This is a genomic window from Nitrosomonas sp. Is79A3 (genome assembly GCF_000219585.1).
GTDB lineage: Bacteria > Pseudomonadota > Gammaproteobacteria > Burkholderiales > Nitrosomonadaceae > Nitrosomonas.
This window is the reverse complement of record NC_015731.1, coordinates 70,375-95,699: the sequence shown is the minus strand read 5'-3', so window position 1 is coordinate 95,699 and position 25,325 is coordinate 70,375. Positions and strand designations below refer to the sequence as shown.

Sequence of the window (25,325 nt, the reverse complement as noted above, 5' to 3'; positions counted from 1 at the left end):
GTAGAAACGGCATCGCACTGCCATGCCCTCGCAATATGCCCATTTTACACATGCGGTAAGAAACATCACTCCGCGCGCCACCCACAATCACTCCTGCCTGACAAGATAGCTAACCTGACCGGCCTCTGCAAGCAATTTGGGCAGCATTTATGCCGACCGTTTAGCGTTTATTACTCAGTAGCATACCAATCACAAAACCACTGCCGAAGGCAACAAGCGCGCTGGTAAGCGGGCGTTCTTCGATAGTTTTCTCGATACTTTTCCCGGCCGCCTTAGCCTGATTGCGTACAGCTTTTCCAGTGCCTTGAGCCAAGTCGACAACCTTCTCACCTTGCTTGCCTGCCTGATCCTTCACTGACGTCATCAACGATCCTAGTTCATTCCGAAGGGTGGTGAATTCCTTTCTGAGTTGATCCATTTCTTTGCTAAACTCATCTGCTGATGCCATGGTTTGTTCTCCTTTTGAACGAATAAATTCGATTATTGATTAACCCAGATACGAATTGTGGGACTAAAACTCGACCCGCTAGTAGATGTAAATCACACTACCACGCAACCACACAATACCGCACCAATTGTCTGCGGTATGTACGGTGACACACAAAGGATGCGGATGAGTACGGATAATTATTCAAGGTGCATGCTTCGATCAAATGGTAAATTGGTCCCGGTGAGTAGCAATTCATTGGTACCCACTCTGCATGATCAGATGTCACTGTTTATTTTGCAGAATATTCTCTGTTTCCGCAGCCATTGCTACTGTCTAAAACTGTACGAAGGTAATGCTCACGGCCTTGATAAGGGTCAATGAAAATACCGATAGGAGAAGAGAAAAATTACTTCCGCGATTGAACAGATAAGGCTTGAAAAAGTAGTCAATGCGGCTACCACAAATATATTCAGGATTGCGATTCGGATAAGCTATCCCGCCGAATAAAAATCCGGTGAAAATAAAAGCCCTCTTAAAAACTAAGAGGGCTAATCCACGCAAGCTGAAACAGCGAGAAGGAGAGGAAATAATCGGAACCGTTAAATACGCGTTTCAGGCGTGTTTGATTCCGTCCCATAATAGGAATGGATACTTTTCGCCCATGTTTCGTCGGCCATATCGGGCCAGTTATCCTTATCGAATCCTGGCGCTGCTTTGAGTCGATCTTTCTCTTCATTTAATACAAAACACTTGTGCTCCGTATCGAGTGTCAACGCATCCCACGGCACTGCAAAAAGTTTTTCCCCTATCGTTAAGAAACCACCGAAGGACAGCACGGCGTAGCATACTTTCCCGCTTTTCGTGTCTAACATAATTTCTTTGATGTCACCCAAATCTTCCCCTTTATGATTATGGACATCATTTCCAATCAGGGTGTCTGCGCCCATAAGGGCAGGTCCGGGTCCACTTTCGTTAGTGTTTTTGTACATACCGTAGGTATCGCGATCTTCGTAGCTCATGTTTATCTCCTGTTAAAATTAAAGTTAATGCGCTTTCTTGTGGTCATTTTTTAAGCCAACGTTAGCTTGGGTTTTGCCGAAGGTTTTCTCGATCCTGGCTTGATCTTTGCTCATGACGATCTTCTAGTAAATCACTTCGACATTTAACCGGACTGTCACACTAAACTTCTAGTGCATCGTTACGGTTTAGCAACGATATAGGCAAATTCTGTGCAGGTATGTACGTTAGTACACATAACAAATAAGCAATCCGGCACAGAGTAGAAATTCGGTAATTCTTAATAAAATCATAAGGAGCCATTAACAATGTCGAATTAGAAAGCATAAAAACGGCGGGACTGCCATCTTTGAGTTTGATGGCAGTCCCGTTTTATTCCAGCTTCACAGACACGTTGAAGCAGTCCTAATTAACTTGCAGCTTGATTGATTCTGGCTTCTCAATGGTGCTGCTTCGCTTTAGCTTCAGATTTGGCTTGCTCTAATATGGCTTTCGCGGCTTTTTCGCACACGTCCTTCTCATTGCCTGCTATGTCATCACATTTTTCTTTGGACACATCGTAATTCGCTTCTGCTTTGGCAACACTTACTTTATAGGCGGCTTCTTTGGAAGGTTTGAATTTAGCTTCAAGCTCTGCTTTTGCTACTTTTTCCTTTCCCTTCGCTTCGGCCACGCAGATGTCTTCTGCATTGCCAGTCAGGGATTCGCATTTTTCCTTGTCCAATTTATACTGGGCTACGATACTTTTTTCCGCTGCTTCGTGTTCATCTTTGGATATATTTTGCGCAATGGCACTTCCGCCAAATGCAAGGCCAAGCGCTACCAGGATCGAACCGATATTGAATTTATTCATTTTAACTCCTTGAAATTATTAAACAAATCAGGCAGTAATGTACCTGATTTGTTTAAGCATATAGCCAAGGTGCTGATGCGTCTGTGTGATACCGTACGAATGGGGAATTAAATCAATTGAGAATATCCACTGATTGAGTTTGAACTACGCATAAGCTAAATAAGAATATGTGCACCACTTTTTGAAATGGGAATTATTAGACAACTAAGTGCGGCAACGCACGGACACTAAGCATATTGATTGCCAATATAAAAACATTATTATTTTGAAATTTTTCGAATTAACTATAAGTTGAGTGGTTCAGCAACACGATAGTGGCAAAAAAATGGCTCGCATGGTGGAAAACACCCCAAATTAAGTCAGTGTCAGCAAAAATAGTATAAGCCACAATGAAATACCGCATACCCCATGAACCAGCTAGCCGATAATGAACTCATCAATCAGTACACCAAACAGCACCCACAACCCCGAATTAAGGATAAGCGCCGAGATCTCGGTGGGATGATCTGCAAGGCTTAGTTATTTGATGAAAAAGTATGTTTGTATTTCCTACATTGTTTGAAACGAGGATCATCATTGAGTACGCTAAATACCGCATGCCACCGCAAGGTAGCTGGAATTAAATCTGAAAGAGGTTAAGCATGGACAAAGCACAAATTAAACAAGATAAATTAAATCAATTAGCATGGTTAATGGATAGCTACTTTCGGATTCCAGGTACGCAGATACGTTTTGGTCTGGATGGTCTAATTGGATTGATCCCCGGATTCGGAGACGCGTTAGGAGCAGTTATCTCAAGTCACATCCTGACACAAGCAGCTCAGATGGGTGTTCCAAAGTCTATTCTTCTGAAAATGGCATTCAATATTGGATTTGATGCAATTCTGGGCATTGTTCCCGTCATTGGAGATGTATCAGATATCGTCTGGAAGGCCAATCAACGGAATGTCCAATTGCTAAATGATTACCTTAACCAACCGGAAGAAACTGTAATTCATAGTCGTTTATTTGTTGGGATCTTAGGTCTTTTAGTATTCGGTCTAGTGGCTTTTATTGGTTTATTAGGTTTTCTGGTGATACGTTGGCTTTGGTTATCAGTCCAATGAGGCTGAAATTACAAAATCATACATTCTCCCATTAGCTTGTCTCAGTCAAAAGCCTAAGTATCATCTTGCCAAGAAATCAGCATATAATTTATTTTATCCATTGTTTTTTTGAACAATGCATTCGTTTTGTCATCGGCATTGGAAACAAAATATTTCACACCAGCCAGCCAACTGGATTAACGCATATTTCTGGAGCTAGCGCGCAAAGAGAATTGAAGACACTGGGAGGCTTTACGTATATTGAACTGAGAAAAAAAGCGCTTATTTATAATGCTACAGTGAGGAGTATTTATGCATACTTGGGATAATGGGTTTCGGGGTAAACCGGGACAGGGCATGTCGCATACCTTAAGTTTCGGGGGAGCAGCCAGTTTTTTTCGTGTGCCTTACCAAACAGATCTGACAGGGGTTGATGTGGCTGTAATCGGAGTACCGATGGACATTGCTACCACCAATCGGTCCGGTGCGCGACTGGGGCCTCGCGCCATCCGTAATGCGTCGTTGTCGCTGGCGTGGGAACGCCCGTGGCCATGGCAAACGGATGCGATGACTGCACTACGTGTGATTGATTACGGTGACTGCGAGCCCGTTGACGGGGATTTGTTGAGCGTGTCCCATATCGAAAAACATATCGCCAATATTGTCACCTCGGGGACAGCAGCGCTGGTACTCGGCGGAGATCATTTTGTCGCTTATCCTAGCTTGCGGGCTCATGCCGCCGCGTATGGTCCTATTAGTCTGATTCATTTTGATGCCCATACCGATACATGGCCTTACTCCGGCAATGGCATAAATCACGGCACCATGTTTCACCAGGCTGCGCTGGAAAAGATTATAGAAGCCGCATCGTCCACACAAATTGGTATCCGGACCACTAATGAAGACACGATGGGTTTCCATATTGTTTCCGCGGCAGATGTGCATGAGACGTCCGGTCGCGACATAGCTCGGCAAATACGTGAGCGGGTAGGAAATTCGCCTGTGTATATCACCTTTGACATAGATTGCCTGGATCCGGCTTTTGCACCTGGCACTGGCACGCCGGTACCGGGTGGATTATCAACCTTTCAGGCGTTGAACATTATTCGTGAACTCAAAGGCATCAATCTGGTGGGTATGGATGTTGTCGAGGTTGCACCCGCTTATGATCATGCTGAAATTACTGCACTTGCGGCCGCGCAGATCGCTATTGAGTTGTTATGTCTTTACGCTGAAAGTCACACACAGCGAAAAAAATCCCGATGATAAGTGCTGCAGTAACACGGCCTGACTGGTCCTGCGCCGATTCGCAGGCACTGTATGCTATGGAAAAGTGGGCAGATGGCTTTTATTCGGTGAATGAGCGTGGCCATGTCTCGGTTCGCCCTATAGAAGGCCAGGCACTGCACATAGATGTCATGGATGTAATTCGCGCAGCTCGCTCTGAAGGTGCTTCCCTGCCCATGCTGATTCGTTTTCAGGATGTGATCAATTCGCGCGTGCGGCGCCTAAATGAAAAGTTTCAGATGGCGATTCAGGACAGCGGCTACGAAGGAACCTATCGCAGTATTTATCCGATTAAAGTTAATCAGTTGCAGGAGGTGGTGGCGGAAATCCTGGAAGCCGGCAAAGAATTTAGTATTGGACTGGAATGTGGCTCCAAAGCCGAGTTGTTGGCCGTGCTGCCACTGATTGCCGATGAGACACTGTTGCTTTGCAATGGTGTCAAGGACTGCACAATGCTGACCCTAATGTTAAATGCACAGCAGCTTGGACAGCAAGTGGTGCCGATTATTGAAAAATATTCGGAGTTTGAGCAGCTGATGAATCTGGCCGAAGCACGCCAGATGAAACCGCGGTTAGGGGTGCGTTTGAAACTGAACACGAAGGGATCGGGGCGTTGGTTTGAGTCCGGCGGAGCCAGTTCCAAGTTTGGATTGACTATTCCAGAGCTGGTAAAACTGATACAAACACTGGAAAACCGGGAAATGGCGGGGCAGCTGGAATTGCTGCATTTCCATCTGGGGAGTCAAATTGCTGATATTCAGGTGCTGCGGAGTGCAGTCAAAGAAATCATGCAGATTTATGCGGATTTGATGTTGCGAGGCTTGCAGATCAAATATCTGGATGTCGGTGGCGGACTTGGGGTGAATTACGGGGGTGACTCTGACAATCCGGAATTATCCATTAATTACGGACTGCGTGAATATGCCAATGTGGTGGTGTATACGGTTAAAGAAATCTGTGATGAGCGACAGGTACCGATGCCGAATCTCTTGTCAGAAAGTGGCCGCGCCCTCGTTGCGCATCATTCCGTGCTGGTGGTACCTGTGTTGGGTGTGCATAGGCCGGATAGTCCGCCGATGTCTGATTTTCCGGCTCATCTGCCTGCCACGGTGTTACGCATGGCGACGGTATACAACGATGCACAATCTGCAGTGAAAAGCAGTGTATTGCTGGAATGCTATCACGATGCACAGGAAATCCGCCGGGAAACCGAGCAGATGGCGCGTTTGGGTTACCTGTCTGTTGAACATATGGCGCAATCGGACAGTTTGTACTGGAGTATTTGTCGCGAAGTGCTGCACAAGTTAACGGCGACTGAGTCGGCCCCGGTCTCGGCCGAGCAGATGGAGCTGGAAAAGCAGCTCACGGACATGTATCTGGGAGATTTCTCAGTTTTTCATTCAATTATCGACCACTGGGCCATCGGACAGATTTTCCCGGTGATGCCCCTGCATCGATTGCAGGAAAAACCTGTGCGGCGCGGTCAGTTGGTGGATCTGACTTGTGATTCGGATGGTAAGGTGAGTCAGTATGTGTCATCGTCCGGCACCAGTGATTGCCTGCCCCTGCATGATTTTCGTCAGGATGAATCCTACTATTTGGGTATTTTTCTCGTCGGAGCTTATCAGGAGATACTGGGGGACGCGCACAATCTATTCGGACGCGTGGATGAAGTGCACGTTTATGCAAAAGCAGAAGAAGCGAACGGTTTCTGGATAGAAGAATTGCTGAAGGGAATTAGTGTCAAGGAAATGCTGAGCCAAGTGCAATATTTCCCCAATGACCTGGGTCGGCGCATGTCGGAATTTATTCGCCGGCAGATAAACGCGGGGCGTGTCAAACCTGCAGAAGGAACACGAATTCTTAATAATTATACCCAGCGTCTGGGAGATACTACATATTGTGATGTCGGCTCCAGTGAACCGTCATAGTCAGATGGAAAAATGCAACAGCATTTTTAATTGCAACCTAGAGCCAACCCTGCGCTCGGTACCAGGCTATGGCATCTCGCGCGGCTTCACGTATTGGACGGGGATGCAATCCAAGTTCTTTCGAGCTAGCAGAGGAATCAAAAAACATATTACGACGGGTTAGACGTACCCCAGTTACCGTAGCTATCGGAATTTTTCCACTCACATGGTCTGCCCACAGTTCACTGAACCAACCCACAAGCAAAGCAAGTGAATAAGGAACTTTCCAACGCGGTAAAGGTTGTTTTGTTTCCTCACTCAGAATATTTAACCAATCCGAAAGACGAAGATTCTCTCCTCCCAGTAGATAACGAATTCCTGTTCTTCCCTTCTTCATCGCCAGGATCATGCCTGCCGCCACATCTCTCGCATCAATGAGATTGAAGTTACACTCCAAATACCCAGGTAGTTCACCTCTACAAAAAGCTAACGACAAACGAGTAGGCGGCGTTTGCAATCGATCTCCGGGACCTATTGGCAAGGTAGGACTAACTACAATAATGGGAGCGCCTTCTTCCCTAACCATACGGAAAACTTCTTTTTCCGCGTGAAACTTGCTCAGGCAGTATGGGCCCACCATATCACTTGCTTTGAGGCGAAGTTTCTCAACGAAACGTTCTTCCGCATTATGGGATGACAGGATGCTCTCAGTACTTGTGTACAATATCCGCTTAGCACCACTGTCAAGGGCAGCACGCATGACATGGACGGTGCCGAGATGGTTAATCTTATCGAATTCCCGGCGGTCACGGCACCAAAGATTAGGATCGGCAGCAAGGTGATAGACATATTCGCAATCTTGTGTGGCTTTCCGGACGGATGGCTCATCCCGAATGTCAGCCCTCACCAGCTCAATTCTATCCAGTGGCAAGTGGCCGACAGAAGCGCCTGGCCGTTCCAGCACACGAACAGATTCATTCGTATCCAGTAACTGCGTCACCAGATGCGAACCCAGGAAACCAGCGCCGCCAGTGACCAGAATCAAGATAGAATTCCTTCCGGCAAATGATCTGCCAAATCCTGCAAATGTTGATATTGAGGTTTCAAACCTTCAGAGGTTATTTTCTCAATGAACGCAAACGTGGCGCGATTCAAAGGACAAGAAAACTTTCCAGCAAGCCGAATGAGATGGCCGGTATAAGCATCGATTTCTGTGCGAGCATGCTCGGCGTGAATATCGGGAGCCATGGAACAATACGTCCCGCGTAACGATGGACGGAAAAACATAGCCATCAGCGCCGGTAGCCAGGGTGTGCGTAGAATCAGGGATACTGTATCGGGATGAAACGGCCCGATACGCGCAAGCGGAATTTTCGCATGTTGGAGAATCGCATAATTTTCAAGAAGCAAGGCAAAAAAGAGTTTTTTTGCCAGTTGGCCGGTCAATAACTCCCCATTATCCACACCCGCCATCGCCGCAAGTGGTGAGATGGCGGCATTGTACATAAGCTTGGTTGCTTTATAAGGCCGGATATCCGGAACAAGTTCGACAGGAAACAACTTGGCTTTTCCCAATGCAATAGCCAGCGACATTATTTCCGCCTGTTCATTGGCAGTGATAGATCGGCGTGCACCGATATGCAGGCTACCCGGTCGCGTGATTCGTGTTACGGGAAGATCGCGTTGGCATTCCGATACAAAAGAAGCAATACCCTCGCACGCGTGATCGCGTTGCTCCAGTTCCGGATCAAAACCATTCTGAATCGGTACCAAGAATGCATCGCCCGGCAAACGGGCAAGTACCGCTGGATTATCATAAGTTTTAGTGCAAAGTAGAATAAAACCCTCATCCGGCGGAACCCAATCATCAAAAGCCTCGATGGGTATCTGTTGCGTTCCCAATCCAACCACCGTTATCCCGTTTTTTCTACCTTGTGCGATTTTGCCGGGATGATTGTCAATCAGGACCACGGAATAACCGCCTTGGACCAAAGCCCATCCAAGCGCTGCGCCAATACCGCCTACACCCAAAATATGAATCGGTTTGTTGAGCAATTGGGGCATTATCTAGAAATCGGAGAAATTGATCGAGTTAAACAGCAATGCAGGCTCCATGGAATTAGCCCCGGCCAAAATATAGTCATAGGGATACTCGACAAATACCTCACTGAGTTATTTATCGGTTGATTTCGTCATGTCTGACAGCGTAGTTAATATCCGTTGCCGCAGACTCGGACTAGCGCCGAGCACTATTCCAGCGATCAATGCCGTCAGCACAAAGTCACTGCTTTTAACATTGGACTTAGCAACGATATCGCCGATTACGGATCCCAACTGAGCGGTGGGATCATCGGCAGCCTGTTCGGGGGGATTGTTGCTTTTGAGCGGCGCTGCGCGGCTTTGTTGTGCAATAACCATTAACAAGATTACCGCAAAGAACACCACGACACCACCCACAATCACACCGGCTTGCCAGGGTGGAAATGCCTCCGTTAACGACATGTACAAGCCATAAAGCATAAAAACCATGCCAACTACTACGGCCATCACGGCCAATCCCAACAACGACATCATGATGGCTAATTTAACCGAGCTTCGCCACAGTTTGGCCTGTTCCGCAGCGACTATCTCTGCAAGCAATTTGGGCAACACTTATGTCAGCCGTTTAACGTTTATTACTCAGTAGCATACCGATCACGAAACCGCTGCCGAAAGCGACAAGCGCACTGGTAAGCGGACGTTCTTCGATATACTTTTCCACACTTTCTCCGGCCGCTTTAGTCTGGTCGCGCACCTGCTTTTCCGCATCATGAGCCAGATCGACAACCCTGTCACTTTGCTTTCCCGCCAAATCCTTCACTGAAGTCACCAACGATCCAATGTCTGACCGCAGACTGTTCAAATCCTTTTTTAACTGTTCCATCTCTTTACTAAATTCATCTGTTGTTGCCATGGTTGTTCTCCGTTTAAAAAATTCGATAATTTCTTAACTATTCAAAAAGCTTAATAGATTGCTTTGTCAATTCTGTTCAAATGTTGCACTCTGCACTGAATAAAATACCTTCCCGCGATACGAAGCACAAAATCGTACAAAATCATCCTGCTTTCCAACAATGCCATCGATTCAATCGATACGCTCAGCGTTTCTCTTAGTTGTTAAGCACATAAATGATAACCAATACGAATACCGGCACCCCGAGCAACCACCCTAAAAAATATTTACCCATTTGAGTCTCCTTTGCAGAATTAAGATTACTGATTTGTTAACTCAATACGTCGCCGATTGAGCAATTGTGCAGCAATGTGTAAGACTTTCACGAACGTGCCGCGAATACGAATCTGAGTGGGGATCTAAAACCCGGCTCGATCGTGTCATACAAATCACATTGCCATACTTTATATAAATTACAGTACGAATCGGCTGCCGTATGTACGGTGCCGCACAAAAGATACCGATGGGCACCGATAATTGTACTCAGCTGAGTGCTTCGGGGAGATTCTCTGATTTCGTCGCCGGATATTCCGTCCATAGCTGGACCAGGGTAATGCCTATCGCCAGGATCGGAGGACCGATGAAAATACCGATAAAGCCATAGGCAACGATGCCGCCAGACACACCCAGAAAAATCAGCAGAAAGGACAGGCTACTGCCGCGGCTAATGAGATAGGGTCGGACAAAGTTGTCGATGCTGCTGATCACTAATACGCCCCACAACACCATGAAAATTGCCCAGCCGTAGGATTCCTGATAAAGAAACCAAACACTGGCGCCGCCCCATAATAAGGTTGGTCCCATTGGAATCATGGCTAGAAAGAAAGTGGCGGCACCGAGCAAGAAAGCACCCGGCACTCCGGCAATGAAAAAACCGATGGTGGCGGCGATCGCCTGCGCTAATGCCGCGCCGAAAATACCATGCACAACACCGGTCACGGTATCATGGATCAATGCCAGAGGGTCTGCGCCGAGACTACCGGCAAGAAGCTTCGCCATCCCATTTCGCAGTGCCTGTATCAGGGCTTCGCCATCTCGGTAAAAAAAGAAACCAATGAATGCGGCGAACACCATCTGCAACAAGCTTTGACCAATTACATTGCCCAAGTTAAGAAGAAAATTTCTGACCGGCTCGAGCAGTTCTTTGAATAGCATCACCGCTTCCTTCCCGCCAGAAGCAAGTCCCTGCCAATAACTATTGAGTCGCTCACCGAACAGGGGTATCTCTTTAAGCCATAGAGGCGGCTCAATCGGACCGTGTTCCAGAAATACTTTGACTGTGTCAAAAGTAGCGGTCACATTGTCAGCCAAACTGACAGCAAGCAACGCAGAGGGAATAATTACTAACATAATCAGCAGCATTACCATCAGTAACGACGCCAAAGTAGGTTTTTCCCATAACACGCTGCGTAAGCGCAGATAAAGCGGCCAAGTCGAAATGCACACCACCATTGCGAACAGGATCGCAGGTATAAACGGATGGATAACCAGGTAACAGCTAATGAAAACGATAGCGATTACAGCAAGCTGGATGAATTGCAGAATACGTTCTTCCATGCTCTTCTTTGCTTCTTCTTGGCTAACGTCCATAGCGCTCCTTGCGTGTGTACTTGCCGGTTTTTAGCGGTGTAGATGCACTGCTTCTCGTCCGCATCGAGAGTTGCAAAAAGGGGGACTGACTGCGGGATACTACGAGCAATGTGCTCTCACGGTTCCAACCTACGGCTAAATGGGGATTACTAATGGATCACAACCAAAATAGCCGCTTCCAGATCGCACTTGCCCTTTATAGCGGCTCACAAAAGCCCCATTGCGAAACTCCTGTGATAAGCCTCTGACTTTGCTCGGGAGAGTTTAACTTTAAATTTTACTAAGAAATGTGGCAATGAGATCGATTATCTTTGAACCTGAAGCTTCTTCAAGTGAATCGACACTATGTGAACCGGAAAGCACGTGCTGCAACTTAAATTGTCCTGCGCAATTATTCCAGGTTTCTACCATTCCATCACTAATCTTGTCGGCATCAGCAGGAACCTCGTCACAAGCAAGCTGTACACGGGTTTGGTAGCTGCTCCACTCCCCGATGAGGGTTGAATTCACCAAATGTTCTGCAACAGTTGCAACTAAGAACGGATTCAATTCCCATAGCGGTGCATTCCAATTTCCTTTAACACCAAGGACAGTATCCATTTCACCCGCAATGCCATAGTAGGGCTGGAAGACTGAAGGCTCGCAGGGATTCGATAGATAATAACTTGACATAGGACCCGAAAGTGCAACATAGCCATTGTAAGTTTTTGCCGATTCGCACCACATTCTGTTAGCCATCATGCCGCCATTCGAATGACCGGCGAGATAGATAGTAGAAATATCAAAACGATCCTTGATATAAGTTGCTAGCTTCTGAAGAAATGCAACATCATTTTGCCCTGAATCTGTAACGTGGTTATTCCACGTATATCCAACTCCTGAGATAGCTTGACCTTGGGGAAATATGGCAAGAATTTTTTCATTTTCTAGCCATGTCCAGTTGACTGTATCAGTAGCTGGCTGTCCATCAACCAAGTTGATTCCCAAATTAAAAGCAAACTGATAATTTTGCCCTCCACCACCATGCAAAAACACGACTGCCTTAGTGGCACCTGCTGTGCCATAGATATCAATTTGATGAGGGAAACCGGGTAAGGTTATGGAGGATAACTCAGAGGTCGCACTTCCACCACTTTCCGCCACCTTGAGTAAACTAGCTAAGCTATCAATGTACGTTGGATTTAAGACGCCCCAAGGCCCCCCCAGAACATAAATGCTGCTGTCATTTGTGTTGGTCCCCACATAAATGCCTGTCTCCGGATAATACCGGTATAACCAAGGATCAGAACTTTGTGTCGTCTGATGAGACGGGAAGATATCGGGATAAAAATTTTCTGCCCAATCAAAAACTCTATCAGAGTCCTCTAAAGTATTTGCAGAGACAATATTACTAAAATAAATATTTAGAAATATACAAACAAACAGCATCAACTGATTTGTTTTGCTCTTGATATTAAGTCTTTTCATTTCTTTGATCCTTATAACATTTCCTGAGTAACAAAAAACTTTAGCCAATTTTAGCAGCCATCCCGGCATAGGCTGTCTGAACTGATGAACGAATGAATCTGCGATCTATTACTGCCGATTTAAATGATATTCAAATTCTGCCGGATAGCATAGTAGGTATTTTCACACTAGTCGGTATGTGCATTAGTGTGAAAAGTTTAACAAGTGATGCATTTCAATCTTTAAACTGCGCTTTCAATTTGGCGGCTGTATCTTGAACAGCACTACTGAGTGTATTCCAAGTAATCTCTGCATTGTCCTTTAGATGTTCCCAAGCATCCTCATTAGCTTTGTGCAGCTCTTGCAGCTTGGTCTGCGTGGCATTAATTTTTTGCTCAAGCTCTTCTGCACAATTTTCATATTTAATTCGCACATCCGCTGCAGAACTTTTGGCTTCGGCTCTTAATTCGTCCAATTTGGCTTGTGCCAACTCCACCTCAGCTTCTATCTTTTGTTGGTATGCTTTTTTCGTACTCATAATAATATTATTTCCCTGGTTAATTAATTTAAAACCGGCTTTCAAGCTTCATGATACGTATGCATACTACCTGCCAGCATCTTTAGCGCTTTCTTTAATTGCTTTGGCGGCATCATCCAGTTCATGACCCACATCTTCTGCTGCGTCACGAATTTTCTCGCCGGGACGACGATCCAGGGCATCATCAACTTTATTCATCACCTTTTCGCTGCCTGTTTGCTTGTTATCGCAGGCAGGTAACGTAAGAAGCGTTGCGCCTATTATCAGTATAAGAAGGTAATAAGATTTCATTTTCATTTTTTCAGTTCTCCATTTTTTTCGTTTGGGTGATATTCGTCGCGCCATTGCCGCTAAACATAAGTTATCTAACTGCTATATAAATTTTATTACCAGCGCCAAGAAACGTCTGTACGATACCGCACAAAATGATTCGGTTGTTAGAGGCTGCCCGAGAATAGAGCGATCTACTGCGGAAAAGCTATTTTGGTCATTTTCCCGATTATTTTCGTTAATTAGAACAATTATTCGCCTCAAATAGTCGAAAATTCTGTCTCAAATGGCTTATCCTCGCCACGATCACTGTTCTCGGACAGCCTCCTAGTTCCTTCTGCCGACAACCAAAAGAAATTCACCAGCCAGAATAGCACTAACACCTGCCCAGACAGAGATATTGACATATTGTTTCTCATCGACCGGCCAGTGGAGTGCCCCGATATTGGCCTGGTGAGTTTCCTCGGTATAGCTAAAACCACCATACGCAAGACCTAAGGCACCTGCAATGATCAGTATGGCGGCTAATAGTCTTGTTAAATCCATTTTGTTTTCTCCGCAAAGTAATATCGAAATTGTTTTTGAAAACAGACATGAAGATTATCCGCGGCCCTGAATAACCCGGAGTAGTATCACAATAAGCGCTATGACCAGGAGCAAATGAATGAATCCCCCCATCATGGTCGACGAAACAAGCCCGAGTATCCACAGAATGATTAACACTAACGCAATGGTTTCTAACATAGTATGTCTCCAGTGATTATTTGAAAGAGAGTTTGTTAAAACAATGCTTCGCAAATGCATCGTGGCGTTTGATCCGAAAGCACTGCAATCGAGACGCGCAATCGATTCATTCGCGAAACCTCGTTTTAACAAACTCGAAAATCTACTTATGACGAGATTAAATACATTAAACCGGGAAGGATCTGTGCGATAGCGCACAAAAACTATCTTTTTTTGATCTTTATATTGAGCGCTGGCAACCTTTGCTGTTAACCTAAAACATCCATCGCCGAAGAGTCTGGGTGTATTTGCATGATAGCGAACAAAAAAAGCTGATTTGGGTTACTCTAGTAGCACCTCCTCAGAATAGAGGCTATTATGCCCACGATACCTACCCTACCCGCCCCGCAGCAGAATCATCTTTTGGCTGCCTTGCCAGCCGAAGTTCAGAATCGTTTGTTTCCCGCGCTTGAATTGGTGTCACTGCCGCTTGGCAAGGTTTTGTATGAACCCGGGGATATCTTGCGCCATGTCTATTTTCCGACCGACTCTATCGTATCGCTGCTCTACGTGATGGAAAGCGGTGCATCGGCAGAAATCTCTGTGGTAGGTAACGATGGTCTCATCGGCGTTGCTTTATTTATGGGAGGTGAAAGCACACCGAGCCGGGGAGTCGTACAAAGTGCCGGTCATGCCTACCGGTTGCTGGAATCGCGGCTCAAAGAAGAATTCAATCGCCACACTGGTTTTTTACTCCTGATGCTACGCTATACACAGGCCTTGATTACACAAATGGCCCAGACAGCGGTATGCAATCGTCACCATTCCATTGATCAGCAACTGTGCCGCTGGCTGCTGCTTTCGCTGGATCGTTTGCCGGACAACCAATTGACCATGACCCAGGAACTGATCGCCAACATGCTGGGCGTGCGCCGTGAAGGCGTCACCGATGCGGCCAGCAAGTTGCAAAAACTCGGTGTGATCGAATACAACCGCGGACATATCACAGTAATGGATCGACCCAAATTAGAGCAACTGTGTTGCGAATGTTACTCCGTAGTCAAACGAGAAACTGATCGCTTGTTGCCCGATGTTTCTCCGCGCTAGTTTCAATAACATGCGGAAAAATTTGCGGCAACCAGGGAACACTGCAGATTTATTAGCAAAATTCTTTTTTGCGAAACTCCGTTTTTACAAACAAAACTAAAGTACTGTTGTGTATTTTTTGTGTGTCGTAGCGAACAGACTTATTGTGTAACTATTGTTTAAGCTACATTTTGTAAATTATTTTATACTTTTCTCGTATTATCCTGCCGGGTTTTTTCATGCTATAGGATAAATAAAAATGTCAGCAGTAATACCTGTAGTGACCAATCACCTGATCAGCTATTTGTCGCGCGAGGAACGAAACAGGTTCTTGCAGCATTGCGAGTCGACAGAGCTGGTTTTTGGCGATATTTTGTGTAAACCGGATCAGCCCATCCAGCATGTATACTTTCCCCTTACCGGTTTCATCTCGCTGGTGATAGCAATGGAAGGTCATCAACCGCTGGAAGTGGGACTAATCGGTAATGAAGGCATGCTTGGCGCAACACTCGCGCTGGAAGTCGCAGATGCGCCACTGAAGGCAGTGGTGCAAGGTTCTGGCAGTGCGCTACGGATGACAGCCGCACAATTTCAGCGCGAGTTGCATAACAGTCCTTGCATGCTATCCACACTCAACCGTTATCTGTATGTATTGGTGACGCAACTGTCGCAAACTGCAGCCTGTACCCATTTTCATGAGATTGAACCACGGCTGGCGCGCTGGTTGCTAATGACGCACGATCGCGCACATGCTGATCATTTCCATCTCACGCAAGAATACCTTGCCGACATGCTCGGCGTACGCAGAAGTAGCATCACCATCGCTGCAGGTAAGCTGCAACAGCAAAAACTCATCAGTTATATCCGTGGCGACATCAATATCCTTAATCGAAAGAAACTCGAAGCGGCGTCTTGCGCGTGTTACAACGTACTTAACAATCATTACGCCAGATTGTTTCCTCAGTCCATTGCTGCAGGAAACGAAACAAGCGCTGGTTGAAATGAGCATAACCACCACCGCTGGCTGGTTTCACGTTCGCTGAGACAAAAGCTAAAGTGCCACGGCGCTAGATAAAGGAATCTCTGAATAACTCACCTTTGTCATTCCGAACGTAGTGAGGAATCTTTGGCAATCAACAGTATAGATTTCTCGCTCTGCTCGAAATGACAGTTATTCAGAGGTTCTTAAAGGGGGGCTCGACATATTCTGGCAAGTACGCCTCAGTTGCACAAAACGGATCGTTGATCCGTACTTATACGCTATATCGTCAACAATTCAGTTTGTGAACAGAACGAATAACGCACAGCCTCTCGTTTTGCATCGACTTTGTTTGACCTCCGAAATGACCTGACTAAGAAATAAGGGCTATGTACGATAGCGCACAGAATTGCTCACTGAGTCTGATGATAATGATCACAAGGTTGAATGCTACGCCGAAAATTCCATTCAGGAGAATCAACATGACTCAAAGACCTACAATAATGAAAGTGATGGGCACGCACAAATCACCGTTGCAGCTTATAACCGCCGTTGCGATTCTGTTCTCACTCGCTGCTTGTGCGACAGTTCCGCAGCCCCCAAACCAGCAACTAGCAGCCGCAGAAATGGCAATTACCAGTGCCGATCAAGCACGCGCCGTGGACTATGCATCCGCTGAACTGCATGAGGCGCGTACAAAACTTGCCGAAGCTCGTGCTGCCGTCCAGCAGGAGAAAATGATCTTGGCCCAGCAACTTGCCGAACAGTCACGTGTTGATGCCGAATTAGCTTTAGCCAAGGCTGAGGCAATCAAGGCCAAGGCAATCAACGATGAAATGCTGAAAAGTACCGACGTCATGAAGCAAGAAATGCAACGCAATACGGGAGACAAACAATGAACACGCAAATCTATCGATTTAAAAAATTGATCGCCATCACGCTAACACCCGTTATTTTTGCCGCGTGCTCGGCCGGGCCGATAAAACCGGAAGGTGCCGACATGGCCCGGAACAAGTTGATACAACTACAATCTGATCCGCAACTGGCCAGCCGCGCACCGGTTGCGATTCAGGAAGCTGAACTTGCGGTGCGTGCTGCAGAAGTACCGCAGGAAGATGTAGGTCTAGGCAAGCATCTGGTGTTTATGGCTGATCGCAAGATCGATATTGCCACGTTCCAGGCACAAAGCCGTTTATCAGAAGATCAGCGCAAAATGCTCAGCGAGCAACGCGATAACGCGCGTCTTGATTCGCGCACACGCGAAGCCGACAGAGCGCACAGCGAGGCAACTGCTGCGCGAAGAGAGGCGAATTTAGCCAACATGGACACAGAGATAGCACTGCAACAAGCCGCGGATCTGCAAAAACAGATTGCAGAGTTGAATGCCAAAGCCACAGACCGCGGTCTGGTCGTAACGCTGGGCGATCTGCTGTTTGATACCGGCAAAGCGACTCTCAAGGGTGGTGCAGCCAGCCATCTTGGCAAACTTGCGGCTTTCCTGAACCAGTATCCGGATCGCACGGTGATGATAGAAGGTCATACTGATAATGTCGGCAGCGAAGACTTTAACTTAGGCTTGTCGCAACGGCGTGCAAACTCGGTGATGACCTATCTGATCCACCAGGGTGTCGCTTCTAACCGGCTCGCGGCATATGGCAAAGGTGAAAACTTTCCAATCAACGACAATGAATCCGCATCCGGTCGTCAGCAAAACCGTCGCGTTGAAATCATCATCGCAAACACAGCCACAAGATAAGAGGCGCAATATAGAAGAGTCATAGCATAGTTATGTTGTTAAAAAGCCTGCTCAGTTGTACTGAGCAGGCTTTTTAACAAGGCAATCTCCTGAGACAACCAAGAATCCGGGTGACTCACCCATCCAGAACTCTGATCGCTCCTTCATCAGGAAATAAATCATTGGCTTGGAAAGAAAAACACACTGGTTCCTCGACTCACTTACTCGATTTTTTCTGCAAATTTTTGTTCAACTGCCGCAAGTTTTTGATCATTAACTTTTTCATTTGCTCGCGACCTATTGCGTGTTTCAGACTGCTGCCAATGCCGCTAACCTGATCGGTAGAGCTGCGGGTCGAATAAAACATCAGCGTGCCGTCTTTATAGGGTATGCCGCCTGCCACAACATGACTGGAGTTATAGGAATGACCCACGTAAAACTGTCTGTGCAGAATGATGCCGCCATCGTTGCCCACGGCGATGACATGATGGCTTAAGATTGCAGTGGGCCGATCCTCGACGATGCGATTCATCCAGAAAAACTGCTCGGTTGCAGGCTTAGGCAAACCTACAGGGTAATTCAGCCAGCCCTGTTGCAGTTGCGGAAAATAATGCACCCAGGTTTTGCTATTCACCGCGTCTGTGCGCAATTCCGTGGCCGGGTCGGCATTGCTGCCGTCGCGGCTATAGGCGGAGATCCCTGCCAAGCCGCTTTTGCGATAGTCTTTCCAGCGTTGCAACAGGATCTCGCGATACTTTTGCGAAGCGGTTTTCAGCAGGATTGTCTTATCGATATCTTCCGGCTTGGGCAGTAACGCCTGCAACGCTTCGATTTCCTGTTTCGACAAGTTGAATTTGTTCCCGGCTTCTGCTTTCAAAAAAGCTTTGGCTTCATCAAGCTGTTTTTCGCCAAATGCAAATTTCCTGAAAGTATTGATATCAGCATTGTCCGGAATCAACCCTGAAGCGGTGATGTTGCTGTCCTGTATTATCAGATTGCCGCGCTTCAGATACTCGAGAACTTGCGTTAACAGCACCGGCATATACATGACAACACCAATCGCCACCTCTTTTTGGCTGGTTTCACTGACTTCGTAGGTGACAATTTCGCCGCGATCAAGTTGGCTAATCTGCTCACTGCTGATGCCGAAGTTTTCCAGAAATTGTTGCGTGCTGGGCACGTTTTGTGCCAGTAACAGTTGATTGAATAGTGTGCAAAGGAACAACGTAGCTTGCAGCGAGCGCTTGCAGAAAAACATACTGATTCCTTGCTGATGAATCGATTCTGGAAAATAATAGATGCGCTTTTCAAATAATGTGTAATCAATAACGTTCAACTCTATTTGGCTGACGATAGGCGGCTAAATCGTGCTTTTTTTCATAACCCCCCGCTATTCGCACACTTAGCACCCAGCAGTACACCGCGTGCGCGCAGGTCATACATGATCGCTAATCCGCTTTGCATTACGACTTCTGGTGCGGGATGGCAACTTTCTTTAATGATCTTTTCGAGTGCATCTTGACCGGTATAACTTGCGGTTTTCAGCAGATTCAACAAACGTGAAGTAAAGGCATTGATTTCAGCAAATTGAATCTGGTAGTAACTATCGCGAAATACCAATAAAAAGGTTTCTTTGGGCGCTATCCGAATACGCGGGCCGATTCGGTGCACCGGCCAGCTATAGTGCAGATTCGCAAGTACTGGATTCAGAATAGGGTGTTGCTTAAATAAATCACCGGCGCGATCAATTCTATCCCAGTCAGGTGTAACGGTTGAAATGGATAGTGCCAACTCTGTCCATTCGTAGTGTGAAAGTTCCAGTATGAATTTGGGATAATCTGAAGTTGATGCCCACTCCGTTTGCAGGAACTGAATGAATTCGTCGGGTATCTGGCGAAAAAATGGTGCGTAACAGCGATGTTTGGCAATAAAGGCGCGTAATAGCCGTGCCCAGAGCCGTCTCCCTAACGCCTTCTTCAATACTGGAAAACAGATTAGCAGCGCGCTTTCGGTATTGTTGTAAACAAGTTCGTTGTAGATCCTCATTCGCCGCGCTTCAAAGCCATTCGGTCGAGTGTTTACCTTTGGATTGCGAATATGCGTAGTAAAAACTTGTTGAAAGCGTTGAAATTCAGGAATTGTAATAAGCATGGGAATAACCTGTATATAAATAGGCTGAGTTTGGATCTGTACAATGCGCTTGACTTCTTGCATTAGTTTACTCAGCGGTGGAATATTAAAATCGCGCGCCATTTTTGATCCAAATTAAAAAATACGCTGCTGGCACGAAAACTAATTTGTACCAAGCACTTAACTTGCCTGTGGAATACATTAAAGGTATGAAAGTACTTCGCATTGTTACTTCTCGACGCTCATTACAGACCGGTGTCTTTAAGCAAAGCAGACTTTACTGCTGTGGTTGAGACACTGTCATCCACTTCTATTCCTACCGTCATTTGGTATCAGATTGCGATGCGATGCTTTGCCTTCGATCATGTCGCAACCCACGATTGACAAAATGCCCATCAGCATCAGTGTTAGTCCGTTAATTTATTATTAACATTCATAATGTTTTCCACAATGGCAATTGTCCCGGATTAGTCGTGCCCACTCTGTACGCTAGCGTACACTAATAAAAATTACTGAAAAATCGAATTTACTGAAATTCCCGAGGTCATATTTGGTAACCGGCTGGCCCGTCAGACAAAACAGCAGTTCGATGAATTTTTTGACCGGCAGGATGTGCGCAAGGTAATGCGGCAAAGGGTAATCCGCGCAGCCAAACAACGATTGAGCATTTAGAAATAATAGCTACGCGGGTAGAACCGTTCTTCATTCACTTCTGGTTTGCGCTAAGTTTATTCTCAGTTCGGCAACGAACAGACTACGGCCGCATCGTGCTGTAGGCTGCAAATAGGATAGCCGGAATTGCCGATTAATTCTAACAGGCCGTTGAAAAACTATCTGCGTTGCCGCTGCGGTGTTAAAAACAGACTCAAAATGCTCATTTATTAAGCATAAACTGCGCTTTTTCGCCTGTTTTTGCCTTGCATCGGCTGCCTTGAAAACGTTTTTCAACGGCCTGCTAAATGGAACGAACTTTCGACTGCCTGCCAAATTGAAGGAGAAATACAAATGATTTTTTTTAAGACATTTATAACATTAATATTTTTCATGATTTTCCTCGCAGATCATTGCACTTCCCGCTTGCGGCAGGCAGCATTCGGCAAAGATGATGGAGAAAAATAGATGAGGCAATCGGGAAAGCAGGGGTGCCAGCTATAAGAGATCATCGGTAGATAAAATATCAGTGTCATTGAGAAGAGTTAGTGGTTAGTTGTGGTGTGTTACGCAATAGTTGCGCTACGGTACTCATCATTACTTCCCTGATTTTCTTGCTTATCGCATCGCCCTGTTGCCAGCAGTTGTGCAAATTGCTCCGCGATAATTGGCCGGCTAAAAAAATAACCTTGCCCTTCTTCGCAATGCTGTGTTTTCAGAAAGGCTAACTGATCCTGTTTCTCTACACCTTCGGCGATTACCAGTTGCTTAAGGCTGGCGCCCATGGCGATAACAGCGCTCGCGATGATTCCGTTATCACAACTGATATCCCGCACAAACGACTGGTCGATTTTGAGGATATCGATCGAAAATTGATGCAGGTAACTCAAACTGGAGTAGCCTGTGCCAAAATCATCCACCGCCAGCTGTATCCCCATCTCCTTAAGTTGCTGAAGTATCATGTTGCTGGTTTCGACATCGCGCATCAATACGCTTTCGGTAATTTCCAGTTGCAGATGGCAGGGATCGAACCCGGTTTCGTTCAAAATTAATTGCACGCCCGCAACGAAATCTTTGAAGCGAAATTCCAGCGCCGAGATATTCACGGCGATTGATCCCAGTTTCAATCCCGCTGCTTCCCAGCGCTTGGCTTGCGCGCAGGCTTCGCGTAACACCCAGCGGCCGATCGGCACGATCAAGCCGCAATCTTCTGCAATCTGCACAAAGCGATCCGGCAGTACTAAACCCCATTCCGGATGCTTCCAGCGCAACAATGCCTCGGCACCGGTGATCTTCCCGCTATCCAGGTTGACCTTAGGCTGGTAATACAAGACGAATTCCTGCCGCATCAATGCATACCGGAGATGAGTCTCAATGGCTAATCGCTCAAACGCACGAAGATTCATGGCATTCTTGAAGAACTGGTAATTGTTCCGGCCTCTTTCCTTGGCGTGATACATCGCGATATCCGCATTCTTAATCAATGTTTCCGGGTCCTGGCCATCAGCGGGATAAACACTGATTCCGATGCTGGTCGTTACATACAGAACATGATGCTCAGCAATGGCATGTGGCTTTGCCAACACAGTAAGTATCTTGTCGGCAGTCAGGGCAGCGTCTTGTGCATGCTTGTCCTGTGTCAGTAGTATCACGAATTCGTCCCCGCCCAACCGGCTAACCGTGTCGGAACTGCGCACACAGGTGCTCAGGTCTTGTGCGATGGACTGCAGGAGCTTATCGCCGATTGAATGTCCGAGCGAATCATTGATGTGCTTGAAATTATCCAGATCCAGAAATAGCAGCGCCAGGTAAGTGCCACGCCGTTTTGCCAATTCGATGGCTTGGGTGATACGGTCATTCAGTACCGCACGGTTCGGTAAATTAGTCAGAGAATCGTGCTGCGCCAAATAGGCCATTTTCGCGACTCTCGCCCGCGCCGGCGTGACATCGTGAAACACAATCACTGCGCCACGAATCCGCCCGTTTGAATCATGGATCGGTGCGGTGGAGTCTTCAATTGCCACTTCGTTTCCATCGCGCTGGATCAAAATCGTATCCGCAGCCAATGTCATCGGTTTGTCTTGCTGCAGCACCAACTCGACCGGATTAGGCACTGTGTTGCAAGTATTACCATCGATAATTCGCATCACCTCGCGAATTGGATACCCGCACGCTTCTTCTTTCAACCATCCGGTCAAACTCTCTGCTGCAGTATTCAGATAATCGACATTGCCTGCCATATCCGTGCTAATGACTGCGTCGCTGATGGAGTCGAGCGTAATTTCAGCGCGGGTTTTTTCTATGAAGAGAGATTCCTCGACGGCTTTGCGCTGGATGATATTGCGGAGCGAGTGTGGTACCAGACTGTTACTAAAGTAATCTTTCGACAAATGACCTTGCGCGCCACGTTGCATTGCTTCCTTTGCAAGCATATGATTATCTTTCGCATGGAGCGTCAAGATCGGCGTTTGAGGCACAACCGCGAACAGCTGATCAAATGTTGCAATGCCTTGACTGTCGGGCAGAAACAAATCCACCAGAATAGCGTCGAAATCTCCTGCCCGCAGCCGCGCAAGTCCTTCGGAAAGGCACGTAACCCATTCAATGTCGAATGCGCCATCTTCTGCTTGGCTGAGCACGTTCTCTAGCGACTTGGCGTCGATGGCATCGCTCGTGATAATCAAAACCCGATTCGCCATGTGATCTTTTCTCGAAGGAAGGGTAGAGTGATCCGTTGACTTAGCTAAGCGAGACCACTTCCACCCAGATGCTCCCATTGCAAAGGCACAATATTAAAAGGTAAGTGGAATTTAATCACCGAGAGCAGATTTGTGTAACTACTGATGCTACTTTTTACCTTTACCGACCTCGTGACCGACAACACCGCCAACCGCTGCACCGCCGATCGTTCCGAGCGCGCTTCCACCGGTAAGGGCTGCACCGCCAACAGCGCCAACACCCGCACCGATCGCCGTGTTCCTATCCCGCGCCGACATTCCGGCACAACCATTTAAGCTGAGTATCACTGCGATAACTAATGTAGTGAGTAATGTTTTCATTCTATTCCTCTTTAGTAAACATCAAGATATAAGAAGATTCCTATATTTTATTATTAATAATAATCGCAATACCCATCAAAATCTGTGCGATAGCGAACATAAATGAAAATAAGATGACAGAAACGGGCGAACAGAGGCTTTGCCTGCTACAAACAGGGCTATGCACCGCAAGTTCTGGATAACCTTAAAATCATATTTTGTGCGCCAGCGCACATACTCAATACGCGATCGCTGCAATACTTTGTTGAGATAAAAATTCTTTTCTCCACTCCCTGACAATGCGCAGTTCTTAGATGATTGCAGGTTAATAAATCCAGCAAGTTAGGAAATAGATGAATACATACAAAATACGGAATACTCTCGTGACGGCGTTTTGCTTAAGCCGTAGCCATAAGAAAAGGTGGAATACAACGCAGCTACTTTTGATCATGGCGATCATGCTATTTGGGTCATCCACTGTGAATGCTGCGATGCCTGATGATTCTTATATCGCTGGTTACGCCGCAGGAATTCTCAAACATCAGTTCAAAGTTGATGTTCCTGCATTAATTGTACGTAACGGGACTATTACGATACCAGCCGATAAAATATCTGCAAGAGATCGCGCCAAAGTTGTGCAGATACTTTCCGAGATACCGGGAGTCTCCAGAGTGGAAATGGGAGAACACGCCGTTCAGCGATCTGTCGCGACCGCTTCCGTGCCGGATAAAGAAATTCTCCCTAAAAAAAGCACGCCTGCAATAGGCTCAACAATGCTAGCCACCGGGCTGCTACCCGAGGGCCACTTGTTTAAGCCGCTACTCGCCGATCCGCGGTGGGCTCATTTCTCAGCCGCTTATCGCAATTATGTGGGCAACAACATTGATGGAAATAACAATGGCTCGGTTAGCTTTGGTGAAACGATACCGTTTTATCGCGCCAATATCGGGCAATCCATTGTGCAATGGGAAACAGGTATTCAGGCCGCCGTCTTCAGTGATTTCAATCTGGGCGCTTCTTCATCCGATCTCATCAACACGGATTTTATTGCATCGGCCTACTCCAGTATGCGCGCGAATAACGCATCGGCGTTTGCCCGTATCTATCATCAAAGTTCTCATCTTGGCGATGAGTTTTTACTGAGAAAACTGACGAACCTGGAGCGTGTCAATCTGAGCTATGAAGGCATCGATCTCAAGCTTTCTTATGAGCTTCCCTATGGGATAAGAGTCTATGGCGGAGGCGGCGGTATTTTTCATAAAGAACCATCGACCATCAAACCCTGGTCAGTGCAATATGGCTTGGAATTCAGAAGTCCATGGCGTATAGAAAGCGCAGCAATGCGGCCAATTATGGCAGTTGACGTCAAGAATCATGAGCAAAACAATTGGAACGCCGACATATCCGCCCGGGCTGGCGTTCAATTCGATAATTTCCAGGCCTTCAACAGAAAATTTCAAGTGCTTGCCGAGTATTTCAACGGCAATTCCCCTACCGGTCAGTTCTTTAGGGAGAAAGTTGAATACATCGGCCTCGGGCTACATTACCATTTTTAGTCCACCCTG

At 46.6% G+C, this 25,325-nt stretch carries 26 protein-coding genes; 8 read left to right on the top strand and 18 right to left on the bottom strand.

The window, feature by feature from the left end:
* Positions 1–160: 160 nt before the first annotated feature.
* The 3 genes from NIT79A3_RS00395 to NIT79A3_RS00385 form a co-directional block, all read right to left on the bottom strand.
* Positions 161–448, bottom strand: a complete 288-nt coding sequence (locus NIT79A3_RS00395) for a DUF883 family protein (RefSeq protein WP_013964290.1) — start codon at positions 446–448, stop codon at positions 161–163.
* Positions 449–1,029: 581 nt separating this feature from the next.
* Positions 1,030–1,449: a PRC-barrel domain-containing protein gene (locus NIT79A3_RS00390; protein WP_013964289.1), complete on the bottom strand. Its 420-nt coding sequence runs from the start codon at positions 1,447–1,449 to the stop codon at positions 1,030–1,032.
* 437 nt (positions 1,450–1,886) lie between these two features.
* Complete coding sequence (locus NIT79A3_RS00385) at positions 1,887–2,300, bottom strand: hypothetical protein (protein WP_013964288.1); 414 nt, start codon at positions 2,298–2,300, stop codon at positions 1,887–1,889.
* A 641-nt stretch (positions 2,301–2,941) separates the two neighbouring features.
* Between NIT79A3_RS00385 and NIT79A3_RS00380 the strand changes: the two genes are divergently transcribed.
* The 3 genes from NIT79A3_RS00380 to speA all read left to right on the top strand — a co-directional run bounded on the left by NIT79A3_RS00380 (position 2,942) and on the right by speA (position 6,603).
* The gene (locus NIT79A3_RS00380; RefSeq protein ID WP_013964287.1) at positions 2,942–3,406 is read left to right on the top strand and encodes a DUF4112 domain-containing protein; all 465 of its coding nucleotides are present in this window, start codon (positions 2,942–2,944) and stop codon (positions 3,404–3,406) included.
* A 291-nt stretch (positions 3,407–3,697) separates the two neighbouring features.
* On the top strand, positions 3,698–4,651 hold the full coding sequence (gene speB, locus NIT79A3_RS00375) for an agmatinase (protein WP_013964286.1): 954 nt from the start codon (positions 3,698–3,700) through the stop codon (positions 4,649–4,651).
* Complete coding sequence (gene speA, locus NIT79A3_RS00370) at positions 4,648–6,603, top strand: biosynthetic arginine decarboxylase (protein WP_013964285.1); 1,956 nt, start codon at positions 4,648–4,650, stop codon at positions 6,601–6,603. Before speB ends, speA begins: the two co-directional genes overlap by 4 nt.
* Before the next feature lie 37 nt (positions 6,604–6,640).
* On the opposite strand, the gene NIT79A3_RS00365 is transcribed toward speA, so the two are convergent.
* The 10 genes from NIT79A3_RS00365 to NIT79A3_RS18465 form a co-directional block, all read right to left on the bottom strand.
* Positions 6,641–7,627 (bottom strand): NAD-dependent epimerase/dehydratase family protein, encoded by a 987-nt coding sequence (locus NIT79A3_RS00365; RefSeq protein ID WP_013964284.1) that lies wholly within the window; start codon positions 7,625–7,627, stop codon positions 6,641–6,643.
* Complete coding sequence (locus tag NIT79A3_RS00360) at positions 7,624–8,646, bottom strand: ketopantoate reductase C-terminal domain-containing protein (RefSeq protein WP_013964283.1); 1,023 nt, start codon at positions 8,644–8,646, stop codon at positions 7,624–7,626. The genes NIT79A3_RS00365 and NIT79A3_RS00360 overlap by 4 nt, the downstream gene beginning before the upstream one ends.
* A 108-nt stretch (positions 8,647–8,754) precedes the next feature.
* Positions 8,755–9,234, bottom strand: coding sequence for a phage holin family protein (locus tag NIT79A3_RS00355; RefSeq protein WP_013964282.1), 480 nt, complete (start codon positions 9,232–9,234; stop codon positions 8,755–8,757).
* 13 nt (positions 9,235–9,247) lie between these two features.
* Positions 9,248–9,535 carry a DUF883 family protein gene (locus tag NIT79A3_RS00350; RefSeq protein WP_013964281.1) on the bottom strand — a complete coding sequence of 96 codons (288 nt, stop codon included), beginning with the start codon at positions 9,533–9,535 and terminating at the stop codon, positions 9,248–9,250.
* A gap of 522 nt (positions 9,536–10,057) precedes the next feature.
* Entirely contained in the window at positions 10,058–11,164 is a 1,107-nt protein-coding gene (locus NIT79A3_RS00345; RefSeq protein WP_013964280.1) for an AI-2E family transporter, read from the bottom strand.
* Between the two features lie 270 nt (positions 11,165–11,434).
* Positions 11,435–12,631 (bottom strand): hypothetical protein, encoded by a 1,197-nt coding sequence (locus NIT79A3_RS17615; protein ID WP_013964279.1) that lies wholly within the window; start codon positions 12,629–12,631, stop codon positions 11,435–11,437.
* A gap of 214 nt (positions 12,632–12,845) precedes the next feature.
* On the bottom strand, positions 12,846–13,193 hold the full coding sequence (locus tag NIT79A3_RS00335; protein ID WP_348225671.1) for a hypothetical protein: 348 nt from the start codon (positions 13,191–13,193) through the stop codon (positions 12,846–12,848).
* Between the two features lie 21 nt (positions 13,194–13,214).
* Positions 13,215–13,445 (bottom strand): hypothetical protein, encoded by a 231-nt coding sequence (locus NIT79A3_RS00330; protein WP_013964277.1) that lies wholly within the window; start codon positions 13,443–13,445, stop codon positions 13,215–13,217.
* A gap of 300 nt (positions 13,446–13,745) precedes the next feature.
* Positions 13,746–13,964: a hypothetical protein gene (locus tag NIT79A3_RS00325; RefSeq protein WP_013964276.1), complete on the bottom strand. Its 219-nt coding sequence runs from the start codon at positions 13,962–13,964 to the stop codon at positions 13,746–13,748.
* Between the two features lie 54 nt (positions 13,965–14,018).
* Positions 14,019–14,162, bottom strand: coding sequence for a lmo0937 family membrane protein (locus NIT79A3_RS18465; protein WP_013964275.1), 144 nt, complete (start codon positions 14,160–14,162; stop codon positions 14,019–14,021).
* Between the two features lie 357 nt (positions 14,163–14,519).
* Here NIT79A3_RS18465 and NIT79A3_RS00320 point away from each other — a divergent pair, with 357 nt between their 5' ends.
* The 4 genes from NIT79A3_RS00320 to NIT79A3_RS00305 all read left to right on the top strand — a co-directional run bounded on the left by NIT79A3_RS00320 (position 14,520) and on the right by NIT79A3_RS00305 (position 17,962).
* Complete coding sequence (locus NIT79A3_RS00320) at positions 14,520–15,248, top strand: Crp/Fnr family transcriptional regulator (protein ID WP_013964274.1); 729 nt, start codon at positions 14,520–14,522, stop codon at positions 15,246–15,248.
* 238 nt (positions 15,249–15,486) lie between these two features.
* Entirely contained in the window at positions 15,487–16,227 is a 741-nt protein-coding gene (locus tag NIT79A3_RS00315) for a Crp/Fnr family transcriptional regulator (RefSeq protein ID WP_013964273.1), read from the top strand.
* Positions 16,228–16,688: 461 nt separating this feature from the next.
* Positions 16,689–17,105 carry a DUF4398 domain-containing protein gene (locus NIT79A3_RS00310; RefSeq protein ID WP_013964272.1) on the top strand — a complete coding sequence of 139 codons (417 nt, stop codon included), beginning with the start codon at positions 16,689–16,691 and terminating at the stop codon, positions 17,103–17,105.
* On the top strand, positions 17,102–17,962 hold the full coding sequence (locus NIT79A3_RS00305) for an OmpA family protein (protein WP_013964271.1): 861 nt from the start codon (positions 17,102–17,104) through the stop codon (positions 17,960–17,962). Before NIT79A3_RS00310 ends, NIT79A3_RS00305 begins: the two co-directional genes overlap by 4 nt.
* Before the next feature lie 196 nt (positions 17,963–18,158).
* Here the strand turns inward: NIT79A3_RS00305 and NIT79A3_RS00300 are convergent, their stop codons facing one another.
* The 5 genes from NIT79A3_RS00300 to NIT79A3_RS00280 form a co-directional block, all read right to left on the bottom strand.
* Complete coding sequence (locus NIT79A3_RS00300) at positions 18,159–19,277, bottom strand: hypothetical protein (protein ID WP_156796962.1); 1,119 nt, start codon at positions 19,275–19,277, stop codon at positions 18,159–18,161.
* 41 nt (positions 19,278–19,318) lie between these two features.
* Positions 19,319–20,194 (bottom strand): putative DNA-binding domain-containing protein, encoded by an 876-nt coding sequence (locus NIT79A3_RS00295; RefSeq protein WP_013964269.1) that lies wholly within the window; start codon positions 20,192–20,194, stop codon positions 19,319–19,321.
* 421 nt (positions 20,195–20,615) lie between these two features.
* Entirely contained in the window at positions 20,616–20,777 is a 162-nt protein-coding gene (locus NIT79A3_RS18960; protein ID WP_198009375.1) for a hypothetical protein, read from the bottom strand.
* A 511-nt stretch (positions 20,778–21,288) separates the two neighbouring features.
* Entirely contained in the window at positions 21,289–23,421 is a 2,133-nt protein-coding gene (locus tag NIT79A3_RS00285) for an EAL domain-containing protein (RefSeq protein ID WP_013964268.1), read from the bottom strand.
* A gap of 147 nt (positions 23,422–23,568) precedes the next feature.
* Complete coding sequence (locus NIT79A3_RS00280) at positions 23,569–23,781, bottom strand: glycine zipper 2TM domain-containing protein (RefSeq protein ID WP_013964267.1); 213 nt, start codon at positions 23,779–23,781, stop codon at positions 23,569–23,571.
* Positions 23,782–24,113: 332 nt separating this feature from the next.
* Here NIT79A3_RS00280 and NIT79A3_RS00275 point away from each other — a divergent pair, with 332 nt between their 5' ends.
* Positions 24,114–25,316: a DUF1207 domain-containing protein gene (locus NIT79A3_RS00275; protein WP_013964266.1), complete on the top strand. Its 1,203-nt coding sequence runs from the start codon at positions 24,114–24,116 to the stop codon at positions 25,314–25,316.
* Positions 25,317–25,325: the final 9 nt, after the last annotated feature.